General features: G+C 41.8%; 18 protein-coding genes. 17 read left to right on the top strand and 1 reads right to left on the bottom strand.

Annotated features, from left to right (window positions below; genetic code table 11):
• Positions 1-99 precede the first annotated feature (99 nt).
• Entirely contained in the window at positions 100-1,458 is a 1,359-nt protein-coding gene (gene bioA, locus BCU94_RS11125; protein WP_102476420.1) for an adenosylmethionine--8-amino-7-oxononanoate transaminase, read from the bottom strand.
• A 111-nt stretch (positions 1,459-1,569) separates the two neighbouring features.
• Here bioA and bioB point away from each other — a divergent pair, with 111 nt between their 5' ends.
• The 17 genes from bioB (at position 1,570) to BCU94_RS11040 (ending at position 23,830) form a co-directional block, all read left to right on the top strand.
• Entirely contained in the window at positions 1,570-2,622 is a 1,053-nt protein-coding gene (bioB, locus tag BCU94_RS11120; RefSeq protein ID WP_102476419.1) for a biotin synthase BioB, read from the top strand.
• A 34-nt stretch (positions 2,623-2,656) separates the two neighbouring features.
• Complete coding sequence (locus BCU94_RS11115; RefSeq protein ID WP_102476418.1) at positions 2,657-3,841, top strand: 8-amino-7-oxononanoate synthase; 1,185 nt, start codon at positions 2,657-2,659, stop codon at positions 3,839-3,841.
• Positions 3,841-4,632, top strand: coding sequence for a methyltransferase domain-containing protein (locus tag BCU94_RS11110; protein WP_102476417.1), 792 nt, complete (start codon positions 3,841-3,843; stop codon positions 4,630-4,632). Before BCU94_RS11115 ends, BCU94_RS11110 begins: the two co-directional genes overlap by 1 nt.
• Before the next feature lie 45 nt (positions 4,633-4,677).
• Positions 4,678-5,394 carry a dethiobiotin synthase gene (gene bioD / locus BCU94_RS11105; RefSeq protein WP_198590880.1) on the top strand — a complete coding sequence of 239 codons (717 nt, stop codon included), beginning with the start codon at positions 4,678-4,680 and terminating at the stop codon, positions 5,392-5,394.
• A 699-nt stretch (positions 5,395-6,093) separates the two neighbouring features.
• On the top strand, positions 6,094-8,337 hold the full coding sequence (locus BCU94_RS11100) for a TonB-dependent hemoglobin/transferrin/lactoferrin family receptor (RefSeq protein WP_102476415.1): 2,244 nt from the start codon (positions 6,094-6,096) through the stop codon (positions 8,335-8,337).
• Positions 8,338-8,993: 656 nt separating this feature from the next.
• Positions 8,994-9,857 carry a protease HtpX gene (htpX, locus tag BCU94_RS11095; RefSeq protein ID WP_102438007.1) on the top strand — a complete coding sequence of 288 codons (864 nt, stop codon included), beginning with the start codon at positions 8,994-8,996 and terminating at the stop codon, positions 9,855-9,857.
• A 286-nt stretch (positions 9,858-10,143) separates the two neighbouring features.
• Positions 10,144-10,479 carry a cytochrome c3 family protein gene (locus BCU94_RS11090; RefSeq protein WP_102438005.1) on the top strand — a complete coding sequence of 112 codons (336 nt, stop codon included), beginning with the start codon at positions 10,144-10,146 and terminating at the stop codon, positions 10,477-10,479.
• Positions 10,480-10,856: 377 nt separating this feature from the next.
• Positions 10,857-13,661, top strand: coding sequence for a nitrate reductase (locus BCU94_RS11085; RefSeq protein WP_102476414.1), 2,805 nt, complete (start codon positions 10,857-10,859; stop codon positions 13,659-13,661).
• Positions 13,661-14,518: a uroporphyrinogen-III C-methyltransferase gene (cobA, locus tag BCU94_RS11080; RefSeq protein WP_102438001.1), complete on the top strand. Its 858-nt coding sequence runs from the start codon at positions 13,661-13,663 to the stop codon at positions 14,516-14,518. Before BCU94_RS11085 ends, cobA begins: the two co-directional genes overlap by 1 nt.
• Positions 14,511-15,686 (top strand): glycosyl transferase, encoded by a 1,176-nt coding sequence (locus tag BCU94_RS11075; RefSeq protein WP_102476413.1) that lies wholly within the window; start codon positions 14,511-14,513, stop codon positions 15,684-15,686. Before cobA ends, BCU94_RS11075 begins: the two co-directional genes overlap by 8 nt.
• Before the next feature lie 4 nt (positions 15,687-15,690).
• Positions 15,691-16,335: an ANTAR domain-containing protein gene (locus BCU94_RS11070; protein WP_102476412.1), complete on the top strand. Its 645-nt coding sequence runs from the start codon at positions 15,691-15,693 to the stop codon at positions 16,333-16,335.
• 398 nt (positions 16,336-16,733) lie between these two features.
• On the top strand, positions 16,734-19,349 hold the full coding sequence (gene nirB / locus BCU94_RS11065; protein WP_102476411.1) for a nitrite reductase large subunit NirB: 2,616 nt from the start codon (positions 16,734-16,736) through the stop codon (positions 19,347-19,349).
• The gene (gene nirD, locus BCU94_RS11060) at positions 19,346-19,672 is read left to right on the top strand and encodes a nitrite reductase small subunit NirD (protein WP_102476410.1); all 327 of its coding nucleotides are present in this window, start codon (positions 19,346-19,348) and stop codon (positions 19,670-19,672) included. Before nirB ends, nirD begins: the two co-directional genes overlap by 4 nt.
• Before the next feature lie 598 nt (positions 19,673-20,270).
• A complete protein-coding gene (locus BCU94_RS11055; protein WP_102476409.1) occupies positions 20,271-20,801 on the top strand; it encodes a curlin in 531 nt (176 codons plus the stop codon).
• A gap of 33 nt (positions 20,802-20,834) precedes the next feature.
• Positions 20,835-22,418 carry a curlin gene (locus tag BCU94_RS11050; RefSeq protein WP_102476408.1) on the top strand — a complete coding sequence of 528 codons (1,584 nt, stop codon included), beginning with the start codon at positions 20,835-20,837 and terminating at the stop codon, positions 22,416-22,418.
• A gap of 129 nt (positions 22,419-22,547) precedes the next feature.
• Complete coding sequence (locus BCU94_RS11045; protein WP_102439587.1) at positions 22,548-23,180, top strand: LuxR C-terminal-related transcriptional regulator; 633 nt, start codon at positions 22,548-22,550, stop codon at positions 23,178-23,180.
• On the top strand, positions 23,177-23,830 hold the full coding sequence (locus BCU94_RS11040; RefSeq protein WP_241901032.1) for a curli production assembly/transport protein CsgE: 654 nt from the start codon (positions 23,177-23,179) through the stop codon (positions 23,828-23,830). Before BCU94_RS11045 ends, BCU94_RS11040 begins: the two co-directional genes overlap by 4 nt.
• Positions 23,831-23,837: the final 7 nt, after the last annotated feature.

Genomic DNA, 23,837 nt, shown 5'->3' with positions numbered 1-23,837 from the left:
TACAGAATATAAAAAGCGCTATGAGTACACTCTCACTGTCATAGCGCTATCAGTTTTACACTGCTTTTACGTCAATCAACCAGCTTATTTACACCCCAACTAACCATTACTAAAGCTATCTGCAGCGGCTTGCTCTTGAGTAATATTTGCGGCAATAGTTTTCATGGCTTGGGTTAGTGTCGTCAGTTGCTCTTTGGTAACAGTATAAGGCGGAGTAATGTATATCACGTTGGCAAAAGGTCTTATCCACACACCTAACTCAATAAAGTCTTGCTGCAATTTAGCCGTGTTAACCACGCTATCCATTTCAATTACGCCTACTGCGCCTAATACTCTGACATCCACCACATGCTGATAATCAATAGCTTCAGCAAGTTCAGTCTTCATTTGCAACTCAACATCGCTGACCTGTTGTTGCCATGCGCCAGTTTGTAAAATACTCATACTGGCACTGGCTGCAGCGCATGCTAGCGGATTGCCCATAAAGGTTGGTCCGTGCATAAACACACCAGCAGGGGAGTCACTGACGCCTTTGGCGACTTCATCACTACATAGTGTGGCGGCTAAGCTGATGTAACCGCCGGTTAAGGCTTTACCTAAACACAAAATATCGGCTTCGATATTGGCATATTCATAAGCAAATAACTTGCCGATACGGCCAAATCCCGTAGCGATTTCATCAAGTATGAGAAGTACATTGTATTGATTACATAAGGCTCTAATGGCAGATAAATACTCGGCTGAATAAAAATGCATCCCGCCAGCAGCTTGCATCACGGGTTCAATAATAATGGCGGCAATATCTTGATGATGCTCTGCTAAAATCGCCTCAAGCGCATCAGTATCACCTTGCTTTAAAGCTTCACCGAAAACAGATAGTGGCGCTGGGGCAAAAAGGTGTTCAGTAACCGCTGCGCTAAACATGGTATGCATGCCATTATCAGGATCGCAGACGCTCATCGCGGCAAAGGTATCACCATGATAACCACGCTTAACGGTTAATAAACGCTGCTTTTGTGGTAGCTGTTTACCTTGCCAGTATTGCATGGCCATTTTAATGGCCACTTCAACGGCAATAGAGCCAGAGTCGGCTAAAAAGACTTTGGTTAAATTGGGGCTGGTCATCGCCACTAATTGCTTGCAGAGGTTAACTGCAGGGGCGTGGGTAATACCGCCAAACATTACATGGCTTAGGGTCGTGAGCTGCTGCTGCATCGCTTCAATAATTTCTGGGCGGTTATAGCCATGAATACAGGCCCACCAAGAGCTGGTGCCATCAATGACCTTTTGGCCGCTGCTTAAGGTCAGTTCACACCCATCGGCACTATGGACTCCAGTTACGCTGGCAGCTTGACTCATCGAAGTATAGGGATGCCAAATATGCTGTTTATCAAACTCAAAGTCTATAGCTTGAGAATCGATTGTCTGGGATGCTTGCTGATAAAATGAGTTGTTCATATTTTAACCGTTAGTCAAGGTGTAATGCGCGATAGCATTGACAGTTTACGTGCTGAAGGTATCCTAACCCAATATAAAGTGAATATAAAACGAATAACAAAGGATTAATCAATGTCATCATTAGCCATCCGTCATGACTGGACCAAAGCTGAAATAGAAGCGTTATTTGCTTTACCAATGAACGATTTACTGTTTAAAGCCCACAGTATTCATCGTGAGACGTTTGATCCTAATGAAGTACAAATTAGTCGTTTATTATCAATTAAAACCGGTGCTTGTCCTGAAGATTGTAAGTATTGCCCTCAAAGTGCCCGTTACGATACCGGTCTTGAAAAAGAGCGTTTATTGGAAATCGAAAAAGTCATCACCGAAGCCAAAAGCGCGAAAGCAGCGGGAGCATCACGTTTTTGTATGGGCGCTGCATGGCGTAACCCTCGCGAGCGCGATATGCCATATTTAACCCAAATGGTTAAAGATGTAAGAGCATTAGGCATGGAAACCTGTATGACACTGGGTATGCTGTCAAAAGAACAGTCTGACGAACTTGCCAAAGCAGGTCTTGATTACTATAACCACAACCTTGATACCTCACCTGAATATTATGGCGATGTGATCACCACCCGTACTTATCAAAACCGTATTGATACTTTAACCAACGTGCGTCAGTCAGGCATGAAAGTGTGTTCTGGCGGTATTGTCGGTATGGGCGAAAAAGCGACAGACAGAGCAGGTTTATTACAACAGCTAGCTAATTTAGATCAGCATCCTGATTCAGTACCGATTAATATGTTGGTTAAAGTTGCAGGTACGCCATTTGAAAAGATAGATGACTTAGATCCCTTTGAATTTGTGCGCACCATTGCCGTTGCACGTATTATTATGCCTAAATCTCGAGTGCGTTTATCAGCTGGGCGTGAAAGCATGACTGATGAATTACAATCTATGTGTTTCTTTGCTGGTGCTAACTCTATTTTCTACGGTTGTAAGTTACTGACGACACCCAACCCTGAAGAAAACGATGATATGAGCCTATTTAGACGTTTAGGGCTACATCCTGAGCAAGGACCATCAGCTGACATTGAATCTGACACTGCGTTATTGGCTAAAGCCAATGCAAAAAAAGATAAAGCAACGCAACAATTCTTTGATGCCGCGGCGTTATAAAGCGATGCACATTTGTCAGTAGAAGGCAGTATTCATGGCAAATCACCCAATATCATCACGAATAAGTCATCGTTTGCAGCAGCTGCAAACCGATGGCTTGCTGAGGCAAAGAAAGTTAGCTGAGTTAGACAAGGCATCGGCTAACAACTTAGCTCCAACAATTCCCAATATTATTGATTTCAGTCACAACGATTACCTTGGGCTGGCCAATGATCCTGAGATGATTGCCGCTATTCATGCTGGCGCGATAAAATATGGTGTTGGCAGTAAAGCATCGCCATTAGTATCTGGATACAGTGAAGCCCACCTAAAGCTTGAACAAGGTTTATGTGAGCTGACCGGTCATGAAGCAGGGCTATTATTTTGCTCTGGATTTAGTGCCAATCAAGCGTTAATCAAAACCTTATTTGAAGCAGGCGATGTGATTATTGCTGATAAGCTTATTCATGCATCAGTGATAGACGGTGTAAAAGACAGCGGCGCTGCACTTAAGCGCTATAAACACAATGATATAACCCATGCAGAGCAGTTACTTAATCGATTTCCTAATAGCGCCTTATTTACCGAAAGCGTTTTTAGTATGGATGGCGATCGTGCGCCATTAGATGCGTTATCGAACTTGTGTAAGCAGCATAATAGTTGGTTAGTGGTTGATGATGCCCATGGTTTTGGAATCAATTATGAAGAGCTTGCTAGCAATCGCTTTAACGTCAGCAGAGCGGCAGTTACACCACAATGCGATATTCAAGTCATTACCTTTGGTAAAGCCCTCGGCTGCCAAGGCGCCTGCGTTTTAGCGTCACAGCAAATTATTGATTATATGGTGGCGCAATCACGGCATTACATTTATTCAACCGCACTGTCACCTGCCAGTGCTCATTTAGCGTTAACAGCGGTTAATTTAACTCAGTCGCAACCTGATAAAGCATCAACATTGTTTGCCAATATTGCCTTCTTTAGGTCGCTTTGTAATGCTAAAAACATTCCGCTAACAGAGTCAACAACCGCCATTCAGCCTGTAATTATCGGTGACAGTGAACGAACTTTAGCAATAGCAAAGGCATTAAAGCAACAAGGTTTACAGGTCGGGGCAATCAGGCCGCCAACAGTGCCTAAAGGGCAGGCAAGGCTGAGAGTGACCATTAATGCCAGCCATAATGCCGAGCAAATAACCCAATTAGTTGATGCACTAGCAGTGCAGTTACCAAGAGAATATTAATGAATCTAGATAACCCCGTAGCGGTTAAATTCTCCCAAGCTGCAGCTACCTATAAACAACACGATGTATTACAGCGCATCACGGCTAGCAGGTTAATAAAACTTGCTAATACTGAGCATAATGCCGATAAAAAAGCAGGTTTAACCGGGCATTTATTGGATTTAGGCTGTGGCCCAGGTACTGACTTTGAATCAAATCACTGCCAGCTAACTAAGGTCACGGCAGTTGATTTATCGCCTCAAATGCTAAATGTGGTGCAGCAGTCTTTTCCGCAATATCACACTGTTTGCGCCGATGCGGCAAACTTACCTATAACTGCAAATAGCATGGACAGTATTTATTCAAACTTAGTTCTGCAGTGGTGTGATGAATTAACCCAAGTATTTAATGAACTTAATAGAGTCATAAAACCTCAAGGCCAAGCCTTTATTAGCGTGGTGAGTGATGGCAGTCTTTCACAGCTTGAAACCCTAGGGCTAGGCCATAATAGTTTTCGTCATTTAGATGACATTATCGCCGCGATAGATACCGAAAAATGGCAAATACTCTCTGCTGAGACCACTACCGAGCAAGTACATTTTGCCGATTTAAAGGCATTACTGTATTCAATTAAAGGGGTCGGGGCGTCAGTGAATGAATACCAAGATAAAAGCTTAACGGATAAAAAAACTAATCGTTTGCGCGGTCGTAAAGATTGGCTCGCGTTAATGGATAAAGCGGAAAGCTTACGTGAAGCAAACGGCTTACCATTGAGCTATAACATCAGCTATTTACAACTTGGTAAGCGTTAAATTTTTAGACAATTGGATATAAACAGTGAAGGGGTTATTTCGATGATTTATTTTGTTACTGGCACTGATACTGACAGCGGAAAAACCCTGATTTCATCGGCGCTACTTAATCTTGCAACAAGAAAAACGGCTCTAGCTAAAATAACTGTCGCTAAAACCACAGAAGCTAAAACCCTCGGCGTCAAACCTATTGCCTCAGGTTGTATTGAAACAGACGCAGGGCTTAGAAATAGCGATGCGCTAAGCCTAATTGAACAATCAACTATCACGCTCGATTACAATCAAATTAACCCTATCGCATTTAAACCCGCCATTGCACCGCATATTGCCGCAAATCAACAAGGGGTGAGTTTAACTGCCAGTGGCGTTGTTGATTTATTGCCACTTGAAGCACTAAACAGTGCCGAGTTTGCATTAATTGAAGGTGCTGGTGGCTGGAGATTACCTTTAAGTAAAGGCCAATATTTATCGCAATCAGTACAGCAGCTGGCTCAGCAAAATGATGTTGGGGTTATTTTAGTGGTGGGCATGAAGCTTGGTTGTCTTAACCATGCATTATTAACCCAAGAGGCCATTGAAGCTGACGGGCTTAATATTGCAGCTTGGGTCGCTAACCAAGTTGACCCTGAAATGAGTGAAATAGAAGAGAACTTATCAAGTTTAAAAGAGTTAATGACAGCGCCATTCTTAGGTTATGTGCCGTACTTAAGTGAGCCAACAGCTATAAATGCCGCTGTGCATATTGATAACTCGACCTTATAGAGACTTAAGTTTTGATTTTTAGCCTTTGTCTTTTTGCTTACAAGTAGTTGTTTTAGCATTTGATATTTTCAAGGAGAGAAATCATCGAATTTGCACCAGAGTTTACCAAGGCAGAAAAAATACGCAGGGTGGTATTGTATGCCTTGCTGGGCCTTTTCATTTATATCACCCATCAAAAGTGGCTATTTCCTTTTATTTCTTGGTATACGACTACCGCTCACTGTCACACGCCTTTTGGTTTTTCTGGCATCAGGTCAACTCATACCCACCAATGTATAGCGTTCAGTTCGCATGGGAGTATTTATATTATACGATTTTAGATTAGTCGTTTTATCAAGGTAAACTTACCCTTTAAACATGTATTTTGGCTTTTACTGTTCACTCCCCCGCATATTTTTAACATCGCTATGATCTTCTCTTTAAAACCTTATGGAAACCCTACGGCATTGGCCAACCGCTTTGGGTGTTGGGATCTTGAGTTGTTAATGATGCTCAACTGTTAATTATTGTTAGCTTTATTTTGCAGCTAATTAAATATCCGTGACCGCTAACAATGTAAAAATAAGAAAACCCTTAAGTTTGAATATCAACAATGAATATTGAGATCATGATCGCTATGTGAAAATTTGTTCATGCTAGAATCCTGCGCCATTAAAGATGAGATTAATTCCTATTAAGGTTTTTTTAAGGATAGTGTTGATGAAGCAACTTTCGATCAAGTTAATTAGTGCCGCGATTGCCGCGGCATTGTCCCCTCAAGTTATTGCGGATACTGGTGAAATTGTATCGCAAGAAGAAATCAAACAATCTATTTCAAATTTTCATGATGTAATTGTGATTTCTGGTTCTCGTATGGAGCAAACACTTGATCAAGTTGCCGGTTCGGTTGTGGTTATTGATGAAGAATCGATAGCGCGTAATATGAGCACCGACTTTGCTTCATTATTTAGAACAGAAGCTGCCGTTGATGTTAAAGGCGGCGCAGGTAAGCCAAGCTCGGTGACCATTCGTGGTATTGGCGGCAACCGCGTGATGATGGTTAAAGATGGCGTTCGGGTTAATAACCAGTATGCATCACCATTAGGCCCAGGCGCTGAAGGCACAGGCCGCGGATTAACTGAAGTTGAAGGCTTAAAGCAAGTTGAAGTGTTAAAAACTGCAGCATCGACTATGTATGGCTCCGATGCGTTAGGTGGCGTGATGGTCATGACCACTAAAGATGCGGATGATTACTTACGTGGCAGTGATTATTATTTCTCTGCAAATGGCGGCTACACAGGTATGAACGATGAGTTCAGCGGTGGCTTTACGAGCGCATTTGCAGCAGGTGATTTTGATAACCTAGTCAGTTATCAACGTCGTAGTGGTGAAGAACAGCAAAACTACTACAACACATTACCAGATAGTGACTTAGTCACTGACAGCTTATTACTAAAAAGTAAGTATCACTTTAATGATGATACTAACCTGCAGTTAACCGTTGATTACATGAATCAACAGCTTGACCGCTGGGAAAAATATGCTGATAAAGGTGACATTGGTGAGTCAATTGATTATGACCGCCAAACTCAAGCGTTAAATACCTCATTACGTTTACGTTCAACTAAAGACCGCATCATTCATGACAATGTTGATTTCGTATTATATTACGGTAAAACCGACCAAAGTGAGAAACGTGACTACTTTAATGGTATCAGTGGTGCAGACCGAGTAATAACGGAGCACCGTGATTACCAATTTGATGAATACCGTTTTGGTTTCGCCAGCACCTTTAGTAAAGCGCTGTCTTTACCAGGCCATGACCACAATATTATTTATGGCGTGGATGTAGAGCAATCTGAAATGAGTCGCCCTCGTGATTACCAAGATATCGATAAAAATGGTAATTCTACGCCATCAGATATCGATACCTTCTCATTTGCTGATACGAAAAGTTTACGTGCCGGACTATTTATACAAGATGACATGACCTTTTTAGACGGCAAACTAAACGGTATTGTGGGGCTGCGTTACGATTACTTCAAAAACACCCCTGATCAACAGCAAGCTGAAGATGCTGGCCGTGATCCTGAAGATTTTGCCGCGATGAGTGATGGCTTTTGGTCGCCTAAACTTGGCCTTGTATATCACATGACTGAAAACGTGAATGTGTATGCGCAATATGCTTACGGTTACAAAATGCCAACCCCAGATCAAAAATGGGGTGAGTTGGAGGTCAAAGATGGCGCGATGCCATTCCCTGTTATCATTGAGGCAAACTACGACTTAGAGTCAGAATCAAGTAACACCATTGAAGTGGGTGTTCGTGGTGATCATGGCGACACTAAATATGAATTTACCACTTTCTATACGAAAGCCGATAACTATATTGATTGGGAGTTCGTAGGTTTCAAGCTGTTCCCTGAAATGTCTTTAAACTATCGTTACATCAACTTCGATGAAGTCACGCTTTATGGTGCAGAAATGTCTATGAGCCATTGGTTCACCGATAAGTTTGAACTGTGGGGTAACATTGCTTACACCCATGGCGAAGATCAAAATGGTGACTACCTTAATACTGTTAGCCCATTAAAAGGTAACTTAGGGGCAAATTATTATACTTACTTTGGCAATACCGAAGCAGACTTTGGTTTAACCATGCGCTTTGCTGATCAAATGGACCGTACTTCTGACTTAAATATTTACCCAGGAATGCCTAGTATGGGCTTCAATGAAGTGTATAACACAGCAGGCTACGCAGTATTTGATTTGACGGCTAACTTCCATGTGAATGATAACTGGACGGTACGTGCTGGCGTGTTTAACCTGTTTGATAAAGAATATATTGAGTATTCTGATGTAGCAGGTCAGTCAAAATATTTAATGGCAAACATGGGCGTGACTGAAGAGACTTATTCTCAACCAGGTCGCTACTTTAACGTTAAACTGAGCTACACTTTTTAATGAATTAGAGTCAGTTTACTGAATGAGTTCACTGGATTGAGTGATAAAGAAAGCGTTAAATCCTTATAGGATTTAACGCTTTTTTATTGGCTGATACTCTTATGTAGACATGAGTGCTCCACTCACTTAAATGGGTATTTATAAGTTGACGGCATGCTGATTAATGTCAATGACCGGGAAGCCCCATTATGAATGAATAGCCATTAGCTAAACTTAACAGTTAACTCACTCGCAGCGTTCAAGGTAAGGTTATGAATAAAAGGGATACTGGGCTGAATGAGGGTTATAAATTGCTAACTAATTAAATTAGTTATTGTTCTGCTCCTTAGTGACGATATTAACAAAGATTAATCGCCATCTATCCGCTAAACACTAGGCTTTCTAGCAAATGCTGGTTAGATTTAAGTTTCGATTAATACAAGCTGCCTAGACTCTGCCCGCTACTAAGTTAAGCATTTAGCTGAGGTTAGGCTTAGTGTGGTATTTTTAACTAATCTGTCATTTTATGTCAGTTTTTTCTATTAGACGCTTGAAATATCTTTTTTAGGACATATTATGTCGTTAAGTGTTTAATAATATTTTTGCGTTCAAGTCAGCTTGAGCATTGAGCTCAGGCGTTGAGTTTATGTCGGCATGAATGCCAGTTAGGAGTTGTAATGTTACGTATCGGTTTACTAATCGCCACCAACTTAGCCATTTTGCTAGTTGCTTCGATTGTGATGTCTCTGCTAGGTGTAAGCACATCAAGCATGAGTGGTTTATTAATTTTTGCTGCTATGTTTGGTTTTGGCGGCGCATTTATCAGTTTAGCTATCTCTAAGTGGATGGCGAAGAAAACCATGGGTTGTGAAGTTATTACAAACCCTCGTGATAATACTGAACGTTGGTTAGTTGACACCGTTGCTCGTCAAGCGCAGCAAGCTGGGATTAAAATGCCAGAAGTGGCAATTTACCAATCTGAAGAGATGAACGCATTTGCAACGGGCCCAAGTAAAGATAACGCGCTAGTTGCTGTGAGTTCAGGCTTACTTTACGGTATGACCCAAGATGAAATCGAAGGCGTACTGGCTCACGAAGTTAGCCACGTGGCTAACGGTGACATGGTCACCTTGACCCTTATTCAAGGTGTCGTGAATACCTTCGTTATTTTTGCCGCTCGTGTTGTTGCAGGTATTGTGAATAACTTCGTTGCGAGTAATGATGAAGAGGGTGAAGGTCTTGGTATGTTTGCATACATGGCTGTGGTTTTCGTACTTGACATGTTATTTGGTATTTTAGCGTCTATGGTTGTGGCTTACTTCTCTCGTATTCGTGAGTTTAAAGCCGATGAAGGTGCGGCCAAGCTTGCTGGCAAAGATAAGATGATTGCGGCATTAGAGCGTTTAAAAACTGGCCCAGAAACGGGTGCAATGCCAGCGCAAATGTCAGCATTAGGTATTAACGGTAAACGTTCAATGACTGACTTTTTAATGAGCCATCCACCACTAGAAAAACGTATTAGCGCCCTTAGAAATAGTTAATAATGTGATCTTGGTTATAAAAGGAGCTTAATAGCTCCTTTTTTATTGCTTCCCTTTTTATTTTAACTCGTTAATATAACCTTCTTTTCAAGGTGATACATTATGTAACGCTTTTTAGGTGTCAGAGATGATGATTGAATTTTGCCGCTGACTATTTAGTGTTGCTAAATTAACCAGTGTTAGCTAAGTTTATAACTGAGCCTAAAAAAGTCGTTCTGAAAATTGATATCGATTAAAGGTCTCTCTATTAGAGCCTTTTTGACTATCGTAACTGGAGGGTATAATAGTGAGCAATAAAATACTTGTAGCAATGTTTGCAGCAGCTTTAGCTGTAGTAACTTTGTCATCAAATGCATTCGCTGCAGATGAAGTTTTAGCTGATTTCCACGCTGAAATGGGTGGCTGTGAAAGTTGTCATGCTGATGGCGAGCCATCTGCTGACGGTGAGCATGAGTTCGCGCAGTGTCAAGACTGTCACGGAACACTTGCGGAAATGGATGAAAACCATGCGCCACATGATGGCATGTTAATGTGTCAAGACTGTCACGCACCACATGACATGAATGTTGGTGAAAAACCGACTTGTGATAGCTGCCATGATGATGGCCGCGTTGCTAAATAACTGATGATTATTTAGCTTTAAGCAAAGTTTAAAAGCGCTGAAATTCAGCGCTTTTTTATTGCCCCAGTTTTGCTGTTTATAAATAACTTTTATATTTCCGCCGACATTAGCTCAAAGAATAATTCCACATGAATATTCAATTCATGGTTTAGCATTTATCACACTACCTATACGGCATACCTCTAAAGTGGTATTAATTTCCTTTTGTTTTCAACGACATGTGCGTTATTGGTGCGGCTTGGTGCACTTTTGTTGAACAAAAGTAGCGATTTTAAATTTGCCTTATTTGTAAACGGTTTGTAAATCATTAAGTTAGCAATTGGCACGAGATTTGCGACGTTATTGTCATTGAATTTGAGTCAGTGAAGGGAAGTTGCATGTCTAATATCCAATCTAGTTGTGCTTATTGCGGCGTCGGCTGCGGAATAAGTGTAACCCCTAGCAGTCTTAACGACATTGGATTTGAGCTTGAAGGTGATCGTACTCACCCAGCCAATAAAGGTCAGTTATGTGCCAAAGGTGAGCGTTTATTAGAAAGCTTAGTCCAGCCAAATAGTTTACGTTATCCCAAATATAAGTCTGGTAAGTCAGTTGCTTGGCCTGAAGCTATCACGACAATTGCTGACACCTTTAAACAAACTATTGCGCAATATGGACCAGACTCAGTTGCATTTTATTTATCAGGGCAACTTTTAACTGAAGATTACTATGTGGCTAATAAATTGGCCAAAGGCTTTATTGGCACGGCGAATGTTGATACCAATTCACGCCTTTGTATGTCTTCTGCTGTAAGTGCGCACATGCGCGCATATGGAGAGGATGTTGTAGCGGGTTGTTATGACGATTTTGAACAGGCACAAGTAATAGTATTAGTGGGTTCAAACGCAGCGTGGACCCATCCGGTTTTATTTCAGCGGATGATTAAAGCCCGCCAGCGTTATGGCACTAAAATTGTCGTAATTGACCCAGCTAAAACTGCTACGGCAAGCCAAGCAGACTTACATCTTCAAATCGCGCCGGGGACAGATACGTTATTATTTAATGGCTTACTGAATTTCATTGCCAAAAATGAAGCGTTAAATCAGCCATATATTGATGCGCACACTGAAAACTTCACTCAAACCTTAGCACACGTTGCCAGTCAAGCCACTGATGTTGAAACACTTGCCCAAGCGTTATTAGTGCCTATTGCTCAGTTGCAGGATTTCTATCAGTTATTTATCTCTCACGCAAAAGTCATGACAGCTAGCTGCCAAGGGGTAAACCAATCTATTGCAGGCACTGACACTAGCAATGCGATAATCAATTGTCACTTAGCTCTTGGTCAGGTTGGTAAGGAAGGTTGTGGTTTCTTTTCACTTACAGGCCAACCGAATGCCATGGGTGGGCGTGAAGTGGGCGGTTTAGCGACACAACTTGCTTGTCATATGGGGTTTTCTGAGCCGGAGCGTCAAGTGTTAGGAGATTTTTGGCAGTCTGAGGTGATCGCGACTGATAAGGGTCTCACAGCCGTTGAATTATTTGATGCTATGGCAGATGGAACAATTAAAGCGGTGTGGATTATGGGCACTAATCCAGTGGTGTCATTGCCTAATACTGCAAAAATAACTGCGGCATTAGAAACCTGTCCTTTTGTGGTGGTGTCTGAGATAACACAAGACTCTGCGACTGCGCAATTAGCCGATGTGTTATTACCTGCACAGGGTTGGTCTGAAAAATGTGGCACTGTCACTAACAGTGAGCGAGTGATTAGCCGCCAACGTGGCTTTATACAAGCTAAAGGCACTGCAAAAGCTGATTGGTGGGCCTTGGCAGAAGTCGCAAAAGCGATGGGTTTTGAACAAAGTTTTAGCTTTAAAAACAGTGCTGCCGTTTTTAAAGAATTTGCCCAGTTATCTAAGCTTGTAAAGCAATCTTTTCCAGGCAAGCAGTTTGATTTAAGCGGTTTGGCTGATTTAACGGATGAGCAATATGATGAGTTACTACCGACGCAGTGGCCTGCTGCTAACCATGGTGCCATAGGGGGCAATAAGAAAAGATTGTTTGCCGATGGCATATTCGCCACCGCATCATCAAAAGCGCAATTTATTGAAACCACTGCAGATTGCCAAATAGCCCCTTTGCCAGCTGGGCAAGTACGCTTAAACAGTGGTCGCAGCCGAGATCAATGGCACACCATGACCCGCACAGGTCATATTGCGGCGCTTAGAGCCAGTATCCCAGAGCCTGTTATTGCTGTTCATCCTTCGACTTTAGCGCAATTAAAATTAATTGAAGACGACTTGGTAACTTTTGCTGCCCCCAATTTATCAATAACCAATTTTGCCGTGGCAAGAGTGGTTGCAGATGACTCCCAAGCGCCAGACTTGGGGTTTATGTCAATGCATTGGTCTGAGCAGTTCTCGTTAGGTAAGGGCGTTAATACCCCACTTGATAGTCAGTTTGACCCTTACTCAAAACAGCCAGCGTTTAAATGCCAACCCGTGTCGTTAACTAAAGTTGCTGTGACATTGCAAGGGATCGTTTTTGGTCTGCATGATCCACACATGCAAGGCCTGAACTGGAATGTTCAGCAAACATTAACCACTGGCAGTTGTTATCACATCGGTTTTGAAAATACAGATGCAGCATTTGCTTACCAGTCAACGGTACACGCTTTAAAATGGACAATTTCCCTTGCTAGTCAGCAAATTATCCATGTGCATTGCAATATCAGTAACGGCTTGTTGGTATCACTGAAACTGTTAAGTCGCACAAAGGTCGCTGTTTCCCTTGAAGCGATGAATTTGCTTATTGGTCAAACAGTAGATGTTGCATTAATGCGTCAATTACATCAGCTGATTAAAGCTGGTAACAGCCCACTAATTTGCGCCTGTACCGGTGTCACACAAGCCAATATTGAATATGCCATGCTGCAAAAACTTGATAATGCAGTATTCAGTAAACGTGCCTTAGCATCTGATTTTACTAGCGCCACAGCGATTAACACTGATATCACACAAGCAGATTTTGATAAGGCGTTAGATGAAACCCAAACAGAGCTAGGCTGCGGCAGACAATGTGGTAGCTGCCACAGTGAAGTGGGTCAATGTGCCAATGATATTTGGCATATTGCTTTAGCTGAGATAACGACTGAGTTGTCAGAGCAAGAACGTAAATCAGCCCAAGAGGAGGTGGCGTAATGAGTCATACATTGAATAAGCTAATTAACTTTAATAGCGCAGCCGCTAATAATGATTTGATTTCGGGTGATGTCGAAATTGTCGGTGCAGGTTGCGGGCAATTAGATTTAATGACCATTAAAGCCGCCAGAATAGTGTCTCAAGCTGAGGCGCTGGTTTATGACAGCTTGGTCAGCAGCGATATTCTTTCATTAGTCTCTGCAGATTGTCAGCGCCACTTTGTGGGTAAACGTTGTGGTCAGCCAAGTTATAAGCAAGATGATATAAACGCTTTACTAGCAAAGCTTGCCACACAAGGACTCAAAGTTGTACGTTTAAAAGGTGGCGATCCGCATATTTTTGGGCGCGGGGCTGAAGAGTCTCTGTATCTTGCTAAATTAGGGATCGCTAGCCGATTTACCCCTGGTATTACAGCAGCTTTAGGCTGCGCCTCAACCACAGGTATTCCGCTAACGTACCGCGGCATGGCTCGTTCAGTCACGTTAGTCACTGGTACCCGCATTACAAATGATGGGCTAGATCAGGCTCCAACTCATTGGAAAGGCTTATTAGAAGCACAATCTACCTTAGTTTTTTACATGGGCAAGGAGCAAGCAGCAGCAATTTCAGCAGGACTTATGTCTGTTAAAGCTGAGGCAAACTTACCCGTGGCACTTGTCACCAATGGCGGCAGACCTAATCAGTTAATCACTTATGCCAATGTTAGCAATATGGCCAAGCAAGCGACATTAATTAAAGACAGTGGCCCAACCTTAATCATCATTGGTGAAGTGGTTGCAGTGGGTCAAGAATTAGCTGGCTTATTGTCTGATATAAAAGCCAAGCCAACAGATTTTGTGGAGGTGGCTTATGGTTGAGCAACAAACGCAAGATATGCTTAATGCCGCTGATTTTGATAGCCGTAAGCTCATCAAAGCAATGGGCAAAGGGGTTAAAGGTAGCCGCAGTTTGAATTTTGCTGAAGCCGCTTACTTGATTAAAGGTTTTGCAAGTGGTGACATTTCTACTGCGCAAATGGCGGCAGCGATGATGCTTATGCGAGTGCGAGGTGAGTCAGTTGAAGAACTTGCTGGTGTAGCGTCTGGGCTAAAGCAGTTGGTTTCTTCTCAGTGGAAAACTATTAAAGCAGATATTGATTGGCCGGTATATGCCGGTAAGCGCGAGCAGTTACCTTGGTTATTATTAGCGGCAAAAATGCTGGCTAAACAAGGTAAAACCATTGTATTACATGGAGATAGTCAATCATTACCTCATCGTCGTCATGTTGAATCATATATTGCGGCTTTAGATATTCCTAAATGTGACAACGCCGAAACCGCCGCAGAAATGTTAGCGAAAACAGGGCTGATTTACCTTAACAGCGCAGATGTTATTCCAGTATTAAATGATTGCCGCGCTTTACATCAAGAGTTGGGTTTACGAAGTTTTATTCAAATGTCTGTTCGCTGCGTTAACCCGTGTAATGCAGCATTTAGCCTACGCAGTTATTTTCATCCTGGATTAGATAAATTGCATCATCAAGTGGCAGCGCTTTTGGCAAAGGATAGCTGCCAAAGAGAAGCGGCAGATATTGCTATTTTTAAAGGCCTGCAGGGGGAGACAGAAATCAACCCTCGTGTCAGTACTCGGGTAGGTTTACTGCGTTTTAATGGCCAACATGAAGCTAACTTTGCAGAGATTAATCTGCCTACCCAACTTGAGGCATTTGTGGGGGCAAAGCTTGGTCAAGCTGATTTGTCTGCTGCTGTACTGGCGCAACTTTGGCGGGCTGAAGACATTGCTGAGGCCGATTTATCAACGGCACAATTACAGCAAGCGATAGCCAGTGTCACCGCCACGATAGCGCTGGTAAATGTGCTATGTAATAAAGGATTAGCTATTAATGATGCCTTAGAACATGCCAAAAAAGTCTGGTTTGAGCGAAATAAATATGTCATTCAAGACTCAAATGTCATGGGGTCGTCCCTTTGGCAACATATTGAAAATAACGTTATTCCGTCAACTCGTCATGCAGTAAGGAGTTAAGCATATGGTTAATTATATCTATTGTGACCCATCATTTAATAACAATGCATTGCTGACAGATTATAAAATCCAACTAAATCAGTTTCAGGCATGTGTAGAAGTAACAAGCCTCAGCCAACTAGAACAAAATGTGCTTAAAGGAAACGGATCATGTTTAGTATTTCTAACCAATGAGTTACAACCCTTGCAGCAAGCATTTATTGAGCGTTTGTTATCGAATACGGCTTTACCCATTATTGTGAATGCTCAGCATTGGGATGAAAATCATCTAGCCAGTTTGTTACTTTGTGGCAGGGTGACTTTCGTACCCGAGCAGCTGTCAGCAAAACGCTTAAGCTCTTTAGTTAACCTAGCAAAAATTCGCTTTGATAATGCTTCAAATATGCTCGAAAAAGTGAAGCAATTAGATGAGAAATGTGTCGCGATGAAGCTGGTGTCAAAAGCCAAGTCGTTACTGCAATTGCAGGGTATTAGCGAAAAAGTAGCGCATGAATTGATCCAAAAACAGGCTATGAGCAAGGGGGTAACCGTAGCTGAAATGGCAAAAAGTATCATTGCAGCGGCAAAACAAATTGAAGCAAATCAAAGAGGGACGAACCGAATGCAACAATTTGGTGCGAGTGCGCCTGTGGTGACCAGTATAGCCTAGTATCTTTTTAGGCTAATACATTATTTTGTATATTTACAATGACTTATGATTTTATGTTTGTTGGCATAGTCAATGCTTAGTATTTGCTAGATCGTGTGAGCAATTAAGTTGTGTGAAGCATTAGCTGGCATTAATAAATCGCTGTGTAAATAAATAACCGTGGAAATAAAGAGTTTAGGTCAAGCGTTATCATCATGACAAACTGTAGCTTGAATCTCTAACTTCTAAATGCAATGGCGCGTGCACGTAATCGTCGTTAATCGAGACGCTATAACAGTGTAGTTTAAACAGTTTATAGTTAAAATTTGAAGGCTTTTGGCAATGGCGCCAGCTCTGTTAACCCAGAGGCTGGCGCTTTTTTGTTTTTAGGGCTTTAACAAAAATTCAAGGAGCCTTCTATGGCAAATGCAAAATCCAAGCTGGTAGTAATAGGTAATGGCATGGTGGGTCATCACTTTATCGAGCAATTATGTAGTCAAGGGTTGCAGCAGCAATTTGATATTGAAGTGTTTGGTGAAGAGCCCCGACCTGCATACGATAGGGTGCAACTGTCAAAATATTTTGAAACCGGTAGTGCCGATGAATTGATGCTAACTAGCGCTGAGGATTATCAAGATTGGGGGGTAAAGTTGCACCTTGATAGCCGAATTACCGTGCTAGATACCGCCAATAAAACCGTGACCACAGAAGCGGGCATAACGACAGCCTATGACAGTTTAGTCCTTGCAACAGGATCTTATCCATTTGTCCCACCTATTGCTGGTAACGATAGAGAAAGCTGTGTGGTGTACCGCACCATAGAAGATTTACAAGACATTGAAGCTGCGGCGAAAAAATCTAAAGTTGGCGTGGTAGTCGGTGGCGGCTTATTAGGCCTTGAAGCGGCAAATGCATTAATGGCCCTTGGCGTAACAACTCATGTTGTTGAATTTGCACCACAGTTAATGCCAGTACAATTAAATGATAAAGCGGGTGACTTACTAAAAAGTAAAATTAATGACTTAGGTGTATCAGTACATACCTCTAAAGCCACCACCGCCATTATCGATGGTGAGAGCGCACAGCACCGCATGACATTCAACGATGATAGTTTTCTTGAAACTGACATGATTGTGTTTTCTGCCGGTATTCGACCTCAAGATGCATTAGCGAGAAGCAGCGGTATGCAAATGGGTGATCGCGGCGGCATTGCAATTGATGATAACTGCTTAACCTCAGCTCCCGATGTTTATGCCATCGGTGAATGTGCATTATGGCAAAACCGCATTTTTGGCCTAGTTGCCCCAGGTTATCAAATGGCGCGAGTCGCTGTGTCGCATTTAGCGGCAGGAGTTGCTAAGGCGCCTGCGCCATCATTGGCATTTACTGGTGCGGATATGAGCACCAAACTCAAGCTATTAGGTGTTGATGTTGCCGCTATTGGTGAAAGCCGCGGTTTCGACAATGCGCAATTTGTGGAGTTATCTGACAATCAATCAGGCATATATAAAAAGCTGTGGTTAGATGAGTCGGGTCAATATCTTAAAGGCGCAGTATTAGTGGGCGATAACAGTGATTATGCCCGTTTACTGGATTTGTATTTATCGCAAGATGCAATTGAAGGCAATGCGGTTGAATTATTAATGACGGGTGATGAAACGGCGCTTGAATTAAAAGACAGCTCAATAGTTTGTTCTTGTCATCAAGTGACTAAGGCTGATATCGCCACTTCAGTGACCAAAGGCAATCATACCATTGCTGAAATCAAGACCTGCACCCGAGCCGCATCTGGCTGTGGTGGTTGCGCGCCATTGGTGAAGAAAATCATGGATGAAGCGCTCGTAGCAGAAGGGGTTGAGTGCAATACTGGCATTTGTGAGCATTTTGAACAGGATAGACAGTCTTTGTATCACTTGTGCCAAGTTGAAAACATTACTGACTTTGAGACGTTAATTACTCGCCATGGTAAACACGCTGGTACCAATGCTGGGTCGACGTTTGGTTGTGACATTTGTAAGCCCGCAGCAGGGTCAATTTTTGCTTCATTGCAGAATAAATATGTTTTAAACCAAGAGAGCAGTCATGTTCAGTTGCAAGATACTAACGATGCCTATCTTGGCAATATACAAAAAGATGGTACTTACTCTGTGGTGCCGCGAATTGCAGGTGGTGAAATTACCCCTGATGGTTTAATTGCCATTGGCGCCGTAGCCAAAGAATATGACTTGTACACCAAAATCACGGGTGGTCAGCGAATCGACTTATTTGGCGCAAAATTATCAGAGTTACCGAGTATTTGGGGCAAATTAATTGCTGCCGGGTTTGAAACCGGTCATGCCTACGGTAAATCGCTGCGTACGGTTAAATCTTGTGTGGGTAGCACTTGGTGTCGTTATGGTGTTCAAGACTCTGTGTCTACAGCCATTGATTTAGAGAACCGCTATAAAGGCTTACGTGCGCCCCATAAAATTAAGTTTGCTGTCTCGGGTTGTACTCGAGAATGCGCAGAAGCCCAAAGCAAAGATATTGGTGTTATCGCAACCGATAAAGGTTGGAACTTATATGTTGCTGGGAATGGCGGTATGCGCCCACGTCATGGTGATTTATTTGCTACCGATTTAGATACCGATACCTTAGTCAAATATATCGACAGAGTTCTGATGTTTTATATTAAAACCGCTGATAAATTACAACGCACTTCAGTGTGGATGGAGTCGCTTGAAGGTGGTTTAGCATATCTACAGTCGGTGGTGATACAAGATAGTTTAGGCCTTGCTGCAGAGCTTGATAGTCAAATGGCCAAAGTGGTCGCGGCTTATCAATGTGAGTGGAAAACCAGTCTTGAAAAACCTGAATATCTTGCCCGTTTTAATGAGTTCGTTAACCCTGATGCTCAGCCTGAAGGTGAAACACACCTGTATCATCGCGCCCGTCAGCAGCGTTTTCCTGCTATGTCGTCTACCGGTGCAGGAAACATTGCGATTAAAGAAATTGAATCAGAATTAGAATCAGAAATTGCGGAGGAGTTGGTATGAGTTGGGTGAATGTATGTAATGAGTCAAGCTTACCTCAAGGCACGGGGATTGCGGCGTGGGTTGCAGGTAAAGCCGTCGCCATTTTTGATTTAGGTAAACACGGTTTGTTTGCCATTGATAATATCGATCCGGCGACAGGGGTAAGTTTGCTTGCTCGCGGCTTGATTTGTGACGTTGAAGGTCAGTTATGTGTGGCTTCTCCATTATATAAGCAACATTACAACTTAGTGACTGGCGTGTGTATTGAAAATGAAGCGATGGTGGCTTCACCCTATGAAATTAAAAAGGAAGCTGGCCAAGTATTAATACTGGCTAAATCATAGGGGCATATTATAAGCGTTTGAAGCATTTAATTACTTTTTATGCAAACACGAGTAACACTCATCAGCGTTAACTCACTTTAGGGTCGGTAGTGCTGTTGAGTTTACGCTATTCATAAATGATAAGACTAATATTTTTAATTATTTCTATGTTTTTCAATCCGCAAAGAAATTATAAATGTCGGGGATTACAAATAATGCTGGTAATTATTAATTAAGCATTTTTACACTGTTCACTAATAACTTTCCTTATTTTACCTCATATTTCTCATTAAATTATTTACCACTTTAAAGTTTTTAATTTTATTTAGATTAAAGTTTAATGCTAAAAGCAGCCCGGTTTAAGATTAATGGTTGCATAATCTTCTGAACTAATCTTATCAGTTTAATGGTCTGTTTTTATTAGTTAAATTTAAGTAAAAGGTTGGTAAGTGGTTTTATTTTTTTATACTAAAGTGGGGGGGGGGAGGATTTTATAGCTATTAGTCTATGAGGTTTTAATACTCGAGGTGGATTTAGAATAGATTTTATTGAGCAATACTTTACCCACTGAAAATGTGAAGGGAATTCTCCTTTCAGTCAGTTGTTAAAGGCAGAAAGCATGGACGTATTAAAAAGTAAGTATTTACATCGCTTAACTAAGATACTAGCAATTTCATTTGCCTTTGTCGTCTGTCTAGCTTCTTTTCCTACTTTCAGTCAGTCTGATTTAAGTGATTTTGATGAACTTGCCAGTGGGGCTAATTTAGCTCGAGTTTCACAAGATGGCAGTGATAGTTCATTAAGCTTATATCAGTCTGGTAGCGCTAATCGTTTTCAATCTCAACAATTCGGTTTTAATAATTCAATAAATGTTAATCAGCAAGGCTCGCATCATATTGCAGGCCTTAGGCAGTCTGGTGCCAATATTGAGGCTGAAATCTTGCAGATGGGTTTTGGAAATGCGGTTGTTTCGTTGCAACGCGGAGAAAATTTATACCTCGATGTGATGCAAACAGGAACTGGGAACCTAGCTTTAATTAAGCAAAGTGGTTACGACAATTCGATAGAGATCCAGCAGCACGGGTCTGGAAACGCAGTGGGTGTGCTTCAATGGGGAAACTCACAAGATGTTGTGATCACCCAAAGATAATTTATCTAACTAAACGTAAAGGGAAAGACAATAATGAAACATTCAAAATTAGCTTTATTAATTTCAGCTGTACTATTTGCTTCAACTAGTGCGCATGCTAGTGATGGTAACATGGCAACTGTGGACCAAGTTGGTAATGATAATTCTGTCATGATTACGCAGCAAGTCAATAGCGAGTCAAATGCAGCAACAGTATCACAATCTGGTGATGAGAATTCTGCAGAAGTGACTCAAGCTGATACTTCAAATACAGCAGCTTTTATTACTCAAGTGGGTAATGGGAATGAAGGGGCAATCTCTCAGCATAATTCAACCGCTACAGCATCAGCGACTATTGATACTGAAGGTAGTTTGAATAAAGCGAATATAGTGCAGAAATATTACAATGCCCAAGCTGCAGAAGCGGCAGTAAATCAAGTGGGTGACAGTAATATTGCAACTATTACGCAAGAAAATGCCGATGGCGCATCATCGACCATCAATCAGTTAGGTGATGGTGATACTGCAGAAATTAACAATTATGTGTCTGACTTTGCCGATGCCACCATTAATCAGTCTGTTGGCACTGGTAATGATGCCTACATTGAGCAGGATAATTCAGATGGTGCAGAAGCGACCATATCGCAGGCTGGAGCTGGCAATACAGGTAGCATATTTCAGCAAACAAATACGCTAACAGATAATGCTTTGGAAGAGACAGTCGCGGTAATTGATCAATCTGGCGATAATAACTGGGCAGATATTGTACAAACAGGCTTGTCGAATGATGCTGCAGTGATGCAAATGGGCAATGGTAACGAGGCATTTGTTACTCAATCTAATTTGAATAATGAGGCTGATGTTAACCAGTCTGGTGATAGCGGTTTGGCTACTGTGATGCAAAGTGGTGTTAATGGTCAAGCTACTGTGGAGCAATCAGACTTTAACCAAACTACAACCGTAACTCAGTCTGGTGACGGTCAAATGGCATTTGTTAATCAAAGTAATGCCAATAATACTGCCACGGTTACCCAAAGCGATATGAGTAACTTAGCGACAGTCAATCAAGCTGGTAGCGGTGATACTGCAACTGTTGTTCAAGCAGGTATTTCAAACGAGGCATTGGTTACTCAATTGCCTGATAGCGTAACAAATACAGTATCTGTTTACCAAACTGGTGATGATAACTATGCTGGTGCAAAAACAGGATATAACGCCAACAACACTATTACTATTACTCAAACCGGTAATAGAAACTCTGTGACTGATAACGACAATGCAACTAATTCTTATGGGACCGGTTTTGGTGCGGGGGCATGGGGAAGCAATAATGTTGTCAATGTGACGCAAACTGGTGATGATAATAGCGCTTATGCCGACGGTGCAAGTACTGGCTCAATGGTTGATATTGTACAGGTAGGCAGCTTGAACGAAGCTATTGGAGAGTCTTGGTTTGGTTCAACTAATGACCTTGATATTAGCCAAACGGGCACAGAGCACTTTGCTGATGTTTATATCATTGGCAGTACAAATGTTGTTGCTGTAACACAAACTGATATGGGCAATACTTCGTCAGTGACCACCTTTGGTGATGGTAACTCTGTGACCATTAATCAAGGCGCAGTGATGATGCCATAGTAGTACAAAAGTATATTTAAAATAATTTAAACACTCTTTTGGCTAATAGTATATGTCAGGTTGGCTTGCTAACCTGACTTTATACAATTTCTACAGGTTTGTTTAAGTAATAACATGGAGTGAAGGGTGATGTTTAAAGTTATCAATTGGATGATCGTTTCTCGTTCGCAATTGCTTGTTGACCTACTTGATTGTCGTTGGCCCCAAGAGTTTTTGGTCAAGCTAGCTAAAGCAACTCCAGCAACTATGAGTACTAAATTAAATTCACATGAAATCTCTTTAGTGGTGTTTGATTTAGCTACCATAGATTTACAACAAGCTTATCAATTACAGCGTTTAATCGAACGCGAACACAGCTCGGTGAAAACGGTATTTATTAATTTCCCCAAACAAGTTGATGCAAAATTTTTGATCCACCCAGCTACAACGTTTGGTGTATTTTACAGTGATGCTGAACTTACCGCTATTAGCAGTGGATTTAACGAAATACTTAAAGGTCGCAGCATTATACCCCATGATTTACATAAATCAGTCACTGGTGATGAAGCTGACGATGATAGTGAGCATTTAACCATACGTGAAAGAGAAGTACTTCAAGCGTTACTGGCTGGCAGTACAAATTTGGATATCGCCAATCAATTGTTTGTCAGCGAGAGTACAATTAAAACTCATTTATATCGCGCTTTCAGAAAAATTGGGGTATCCAGTCGCGGTCAAGCAATAGCTTGGGCACAGACTCACATGCATGAGGTTAGAGTATGAAAAGCATCTTATTGATGTTTTTTCTGTTCATCTTTTCAAGTCATGTCATTGCCGCTGGTAATTCAGTAACAAAACCTTTAGTTACTGAATCAAGGTTATCTACAGAGTCAACACTAGATATTAAATCAACTTTAGTGACTGAACCTTCTTTAAAGCAAATCAGCACTAAAAATAAACCGCCAATAGATCAAAGCCACGCAGAAAAGCTTAAGAATGCCAAAGAGCCAACAACGTCAGCGACAGATAAGAATATTCAAAAAGCTCCCAAAACTAAGCCTATTAATATTAATGATGCCGTCCCTAAGGATGAAGCTGATTTAATTGATGGGTTAATCTTAAACCGTGCGATGACCCGACTCGGCCATCGCTTTTACCGTGAATTTGTCGCGGCATACAGAGATATTGGTGGCGAGTCTAAACATACCGGGCTCACCGTTATTGAACAAGCTACAGCAAGAAGTGGTAGCAAAATATTAATACAACAAAACAGAAAAACCGTTTTTGTGACTTTTGTGTCGCCTATTAGTCGGAATATAGATGACCAAGCCAATTATGCCGCTAAACGCGTTAACTCTGCGGTAGTTAAGCAAAATGAACAAGCCGTTTTAGGAGCGTTGTTTGACCCAGATCTCGCACCTGACGAATTCTAAGCATGGA

The organism is Shewanella sp. 10N.286.52.C2 (assembly GCF_002874545.1).
GTDB lineage: Bacteria > Pseudomonadota > Gammaproteobacteria > Enterobacterales > Shewanellaceae > Shewanella.
This window is presented reverse-complemented; position numbering and strand designations above follow the sequence as displayed.

What these genes read in the sequence shown, in the direction of transcription:
- bioA (WP_102476420.1), bottom strand. Translation starts at nt 1,458, where the DNA reads ATGAACAACTCATTTTATCAGCAAGCATCCCAGACAATCGATTCTCAA.
- bioB (WP_102476419.1), top strand. Translation starts at nt 1,570, where the DNA reads ATGTCATCATTAGCCATCCGTCATGACTGGACCAAAGCTGAAATAGAA.
- BCU94_RS11115 (WP_102476418.1), top strand. Translation starts at nt 2,657, where the DNA reads ATGGCAAATCACCCAATATCATCACGAATAAGTCATCGTTTGCAGCAG.
- BCU94_RS11110 (WP_102476417.1), top strand. Translation starts at nt 3,841, where the DNA reads ATGAATCTAGATAACCCCGTAGCGGTTAAATTCTCCCAAGCTGCAGCT.
- BCU94_RS11100 (WP_102476415.1), top strand. Translation starts at nt 6,094, where the DNA reads ATGAAGCAACTTTCGATCAAGTTAATTAGTGCCGCGATTGCCGCGGCA.
- htpX (WP_102438007.1), top strand. Translation starts at nt 8,994, where the DNA reads ATGTTACGTATCGGTTTACTAATCGCCACCAACTTAGCCATTTTGCTA.
- BCU94_RS11085 (WP_102476414.1), top strand. Translation starts at nt 10,857, where the DNA reads ATGTCTAATATCCAATCTAGTTGTGCTTATTGCGGCGTCGGCTGCGGA.
- cobA (WP_102438001.1), top strand. Translation starts at nt 13,661, where the DNA reads ATGAGTCATACATTGAATAAGCTAATTAACTTTAATAGCGCAGCCGCT.
- BCU94_RS11075 (WP_102476413.1), top strand. Translation starts at nt 14,511, where the DNA reads ATGGTTGAGCAACAAACGCAAGATATGCTTAATGCCGCTGATTTTGAT.
- BCU94_RS11070 (WP_102476412.1), top strand. Translation starts at nt 15,691, where the DNA reads ATGGTTAATTATATCTATTGTGACCCATCATTTAATAACAATGCATTG.
- nirB (WP_102476411.1), top strand. Translation starts at nt 16,734, where the DNA reads ATGGCAAATGCAAAATCCAAGCTGGTAGTAATAGGTAATGGCATGGTG.
- nirD (WP_102476410.1), top strand. Translation starts at nt 19,346, where the DNA reads ATGAGTTGGGTGAATGTATGTAATGAGTCAAGCTTACCTCAAGGCACG.
- BCU94_RS11055 (WP_102476409.1), top strand. Translation starts at nt 20,271, where the DNA reads ATGGACGTATTAAAAAGTAAGTATTTACATCGCTTAACTAAGATACTA.
- BCU94_RS11050 (WP_102476408.1), top strand. Translation starts at nt 20,835, where the DNA reads ATGAAACATTCAAAATTAGCTTTATTAATTTCAGCTGTACTATTTGCT.
- BCU94_RS11045 (WP_102439587.1), top strand. Translation starts at nt 22,548, where the DNA reads ATGTTTAAAGTTATCAATTGGATGATCGTTTCTCGTTCGCAATTGCTT.
- BCU94_RS11040 (WP_241901032.1), top strand. Translation starts at nt 23,177, where the DNA reads ATGAAAAGCATCTTATTGATGTTTTTTCTGTTCATCTTTTCAAGTCAT.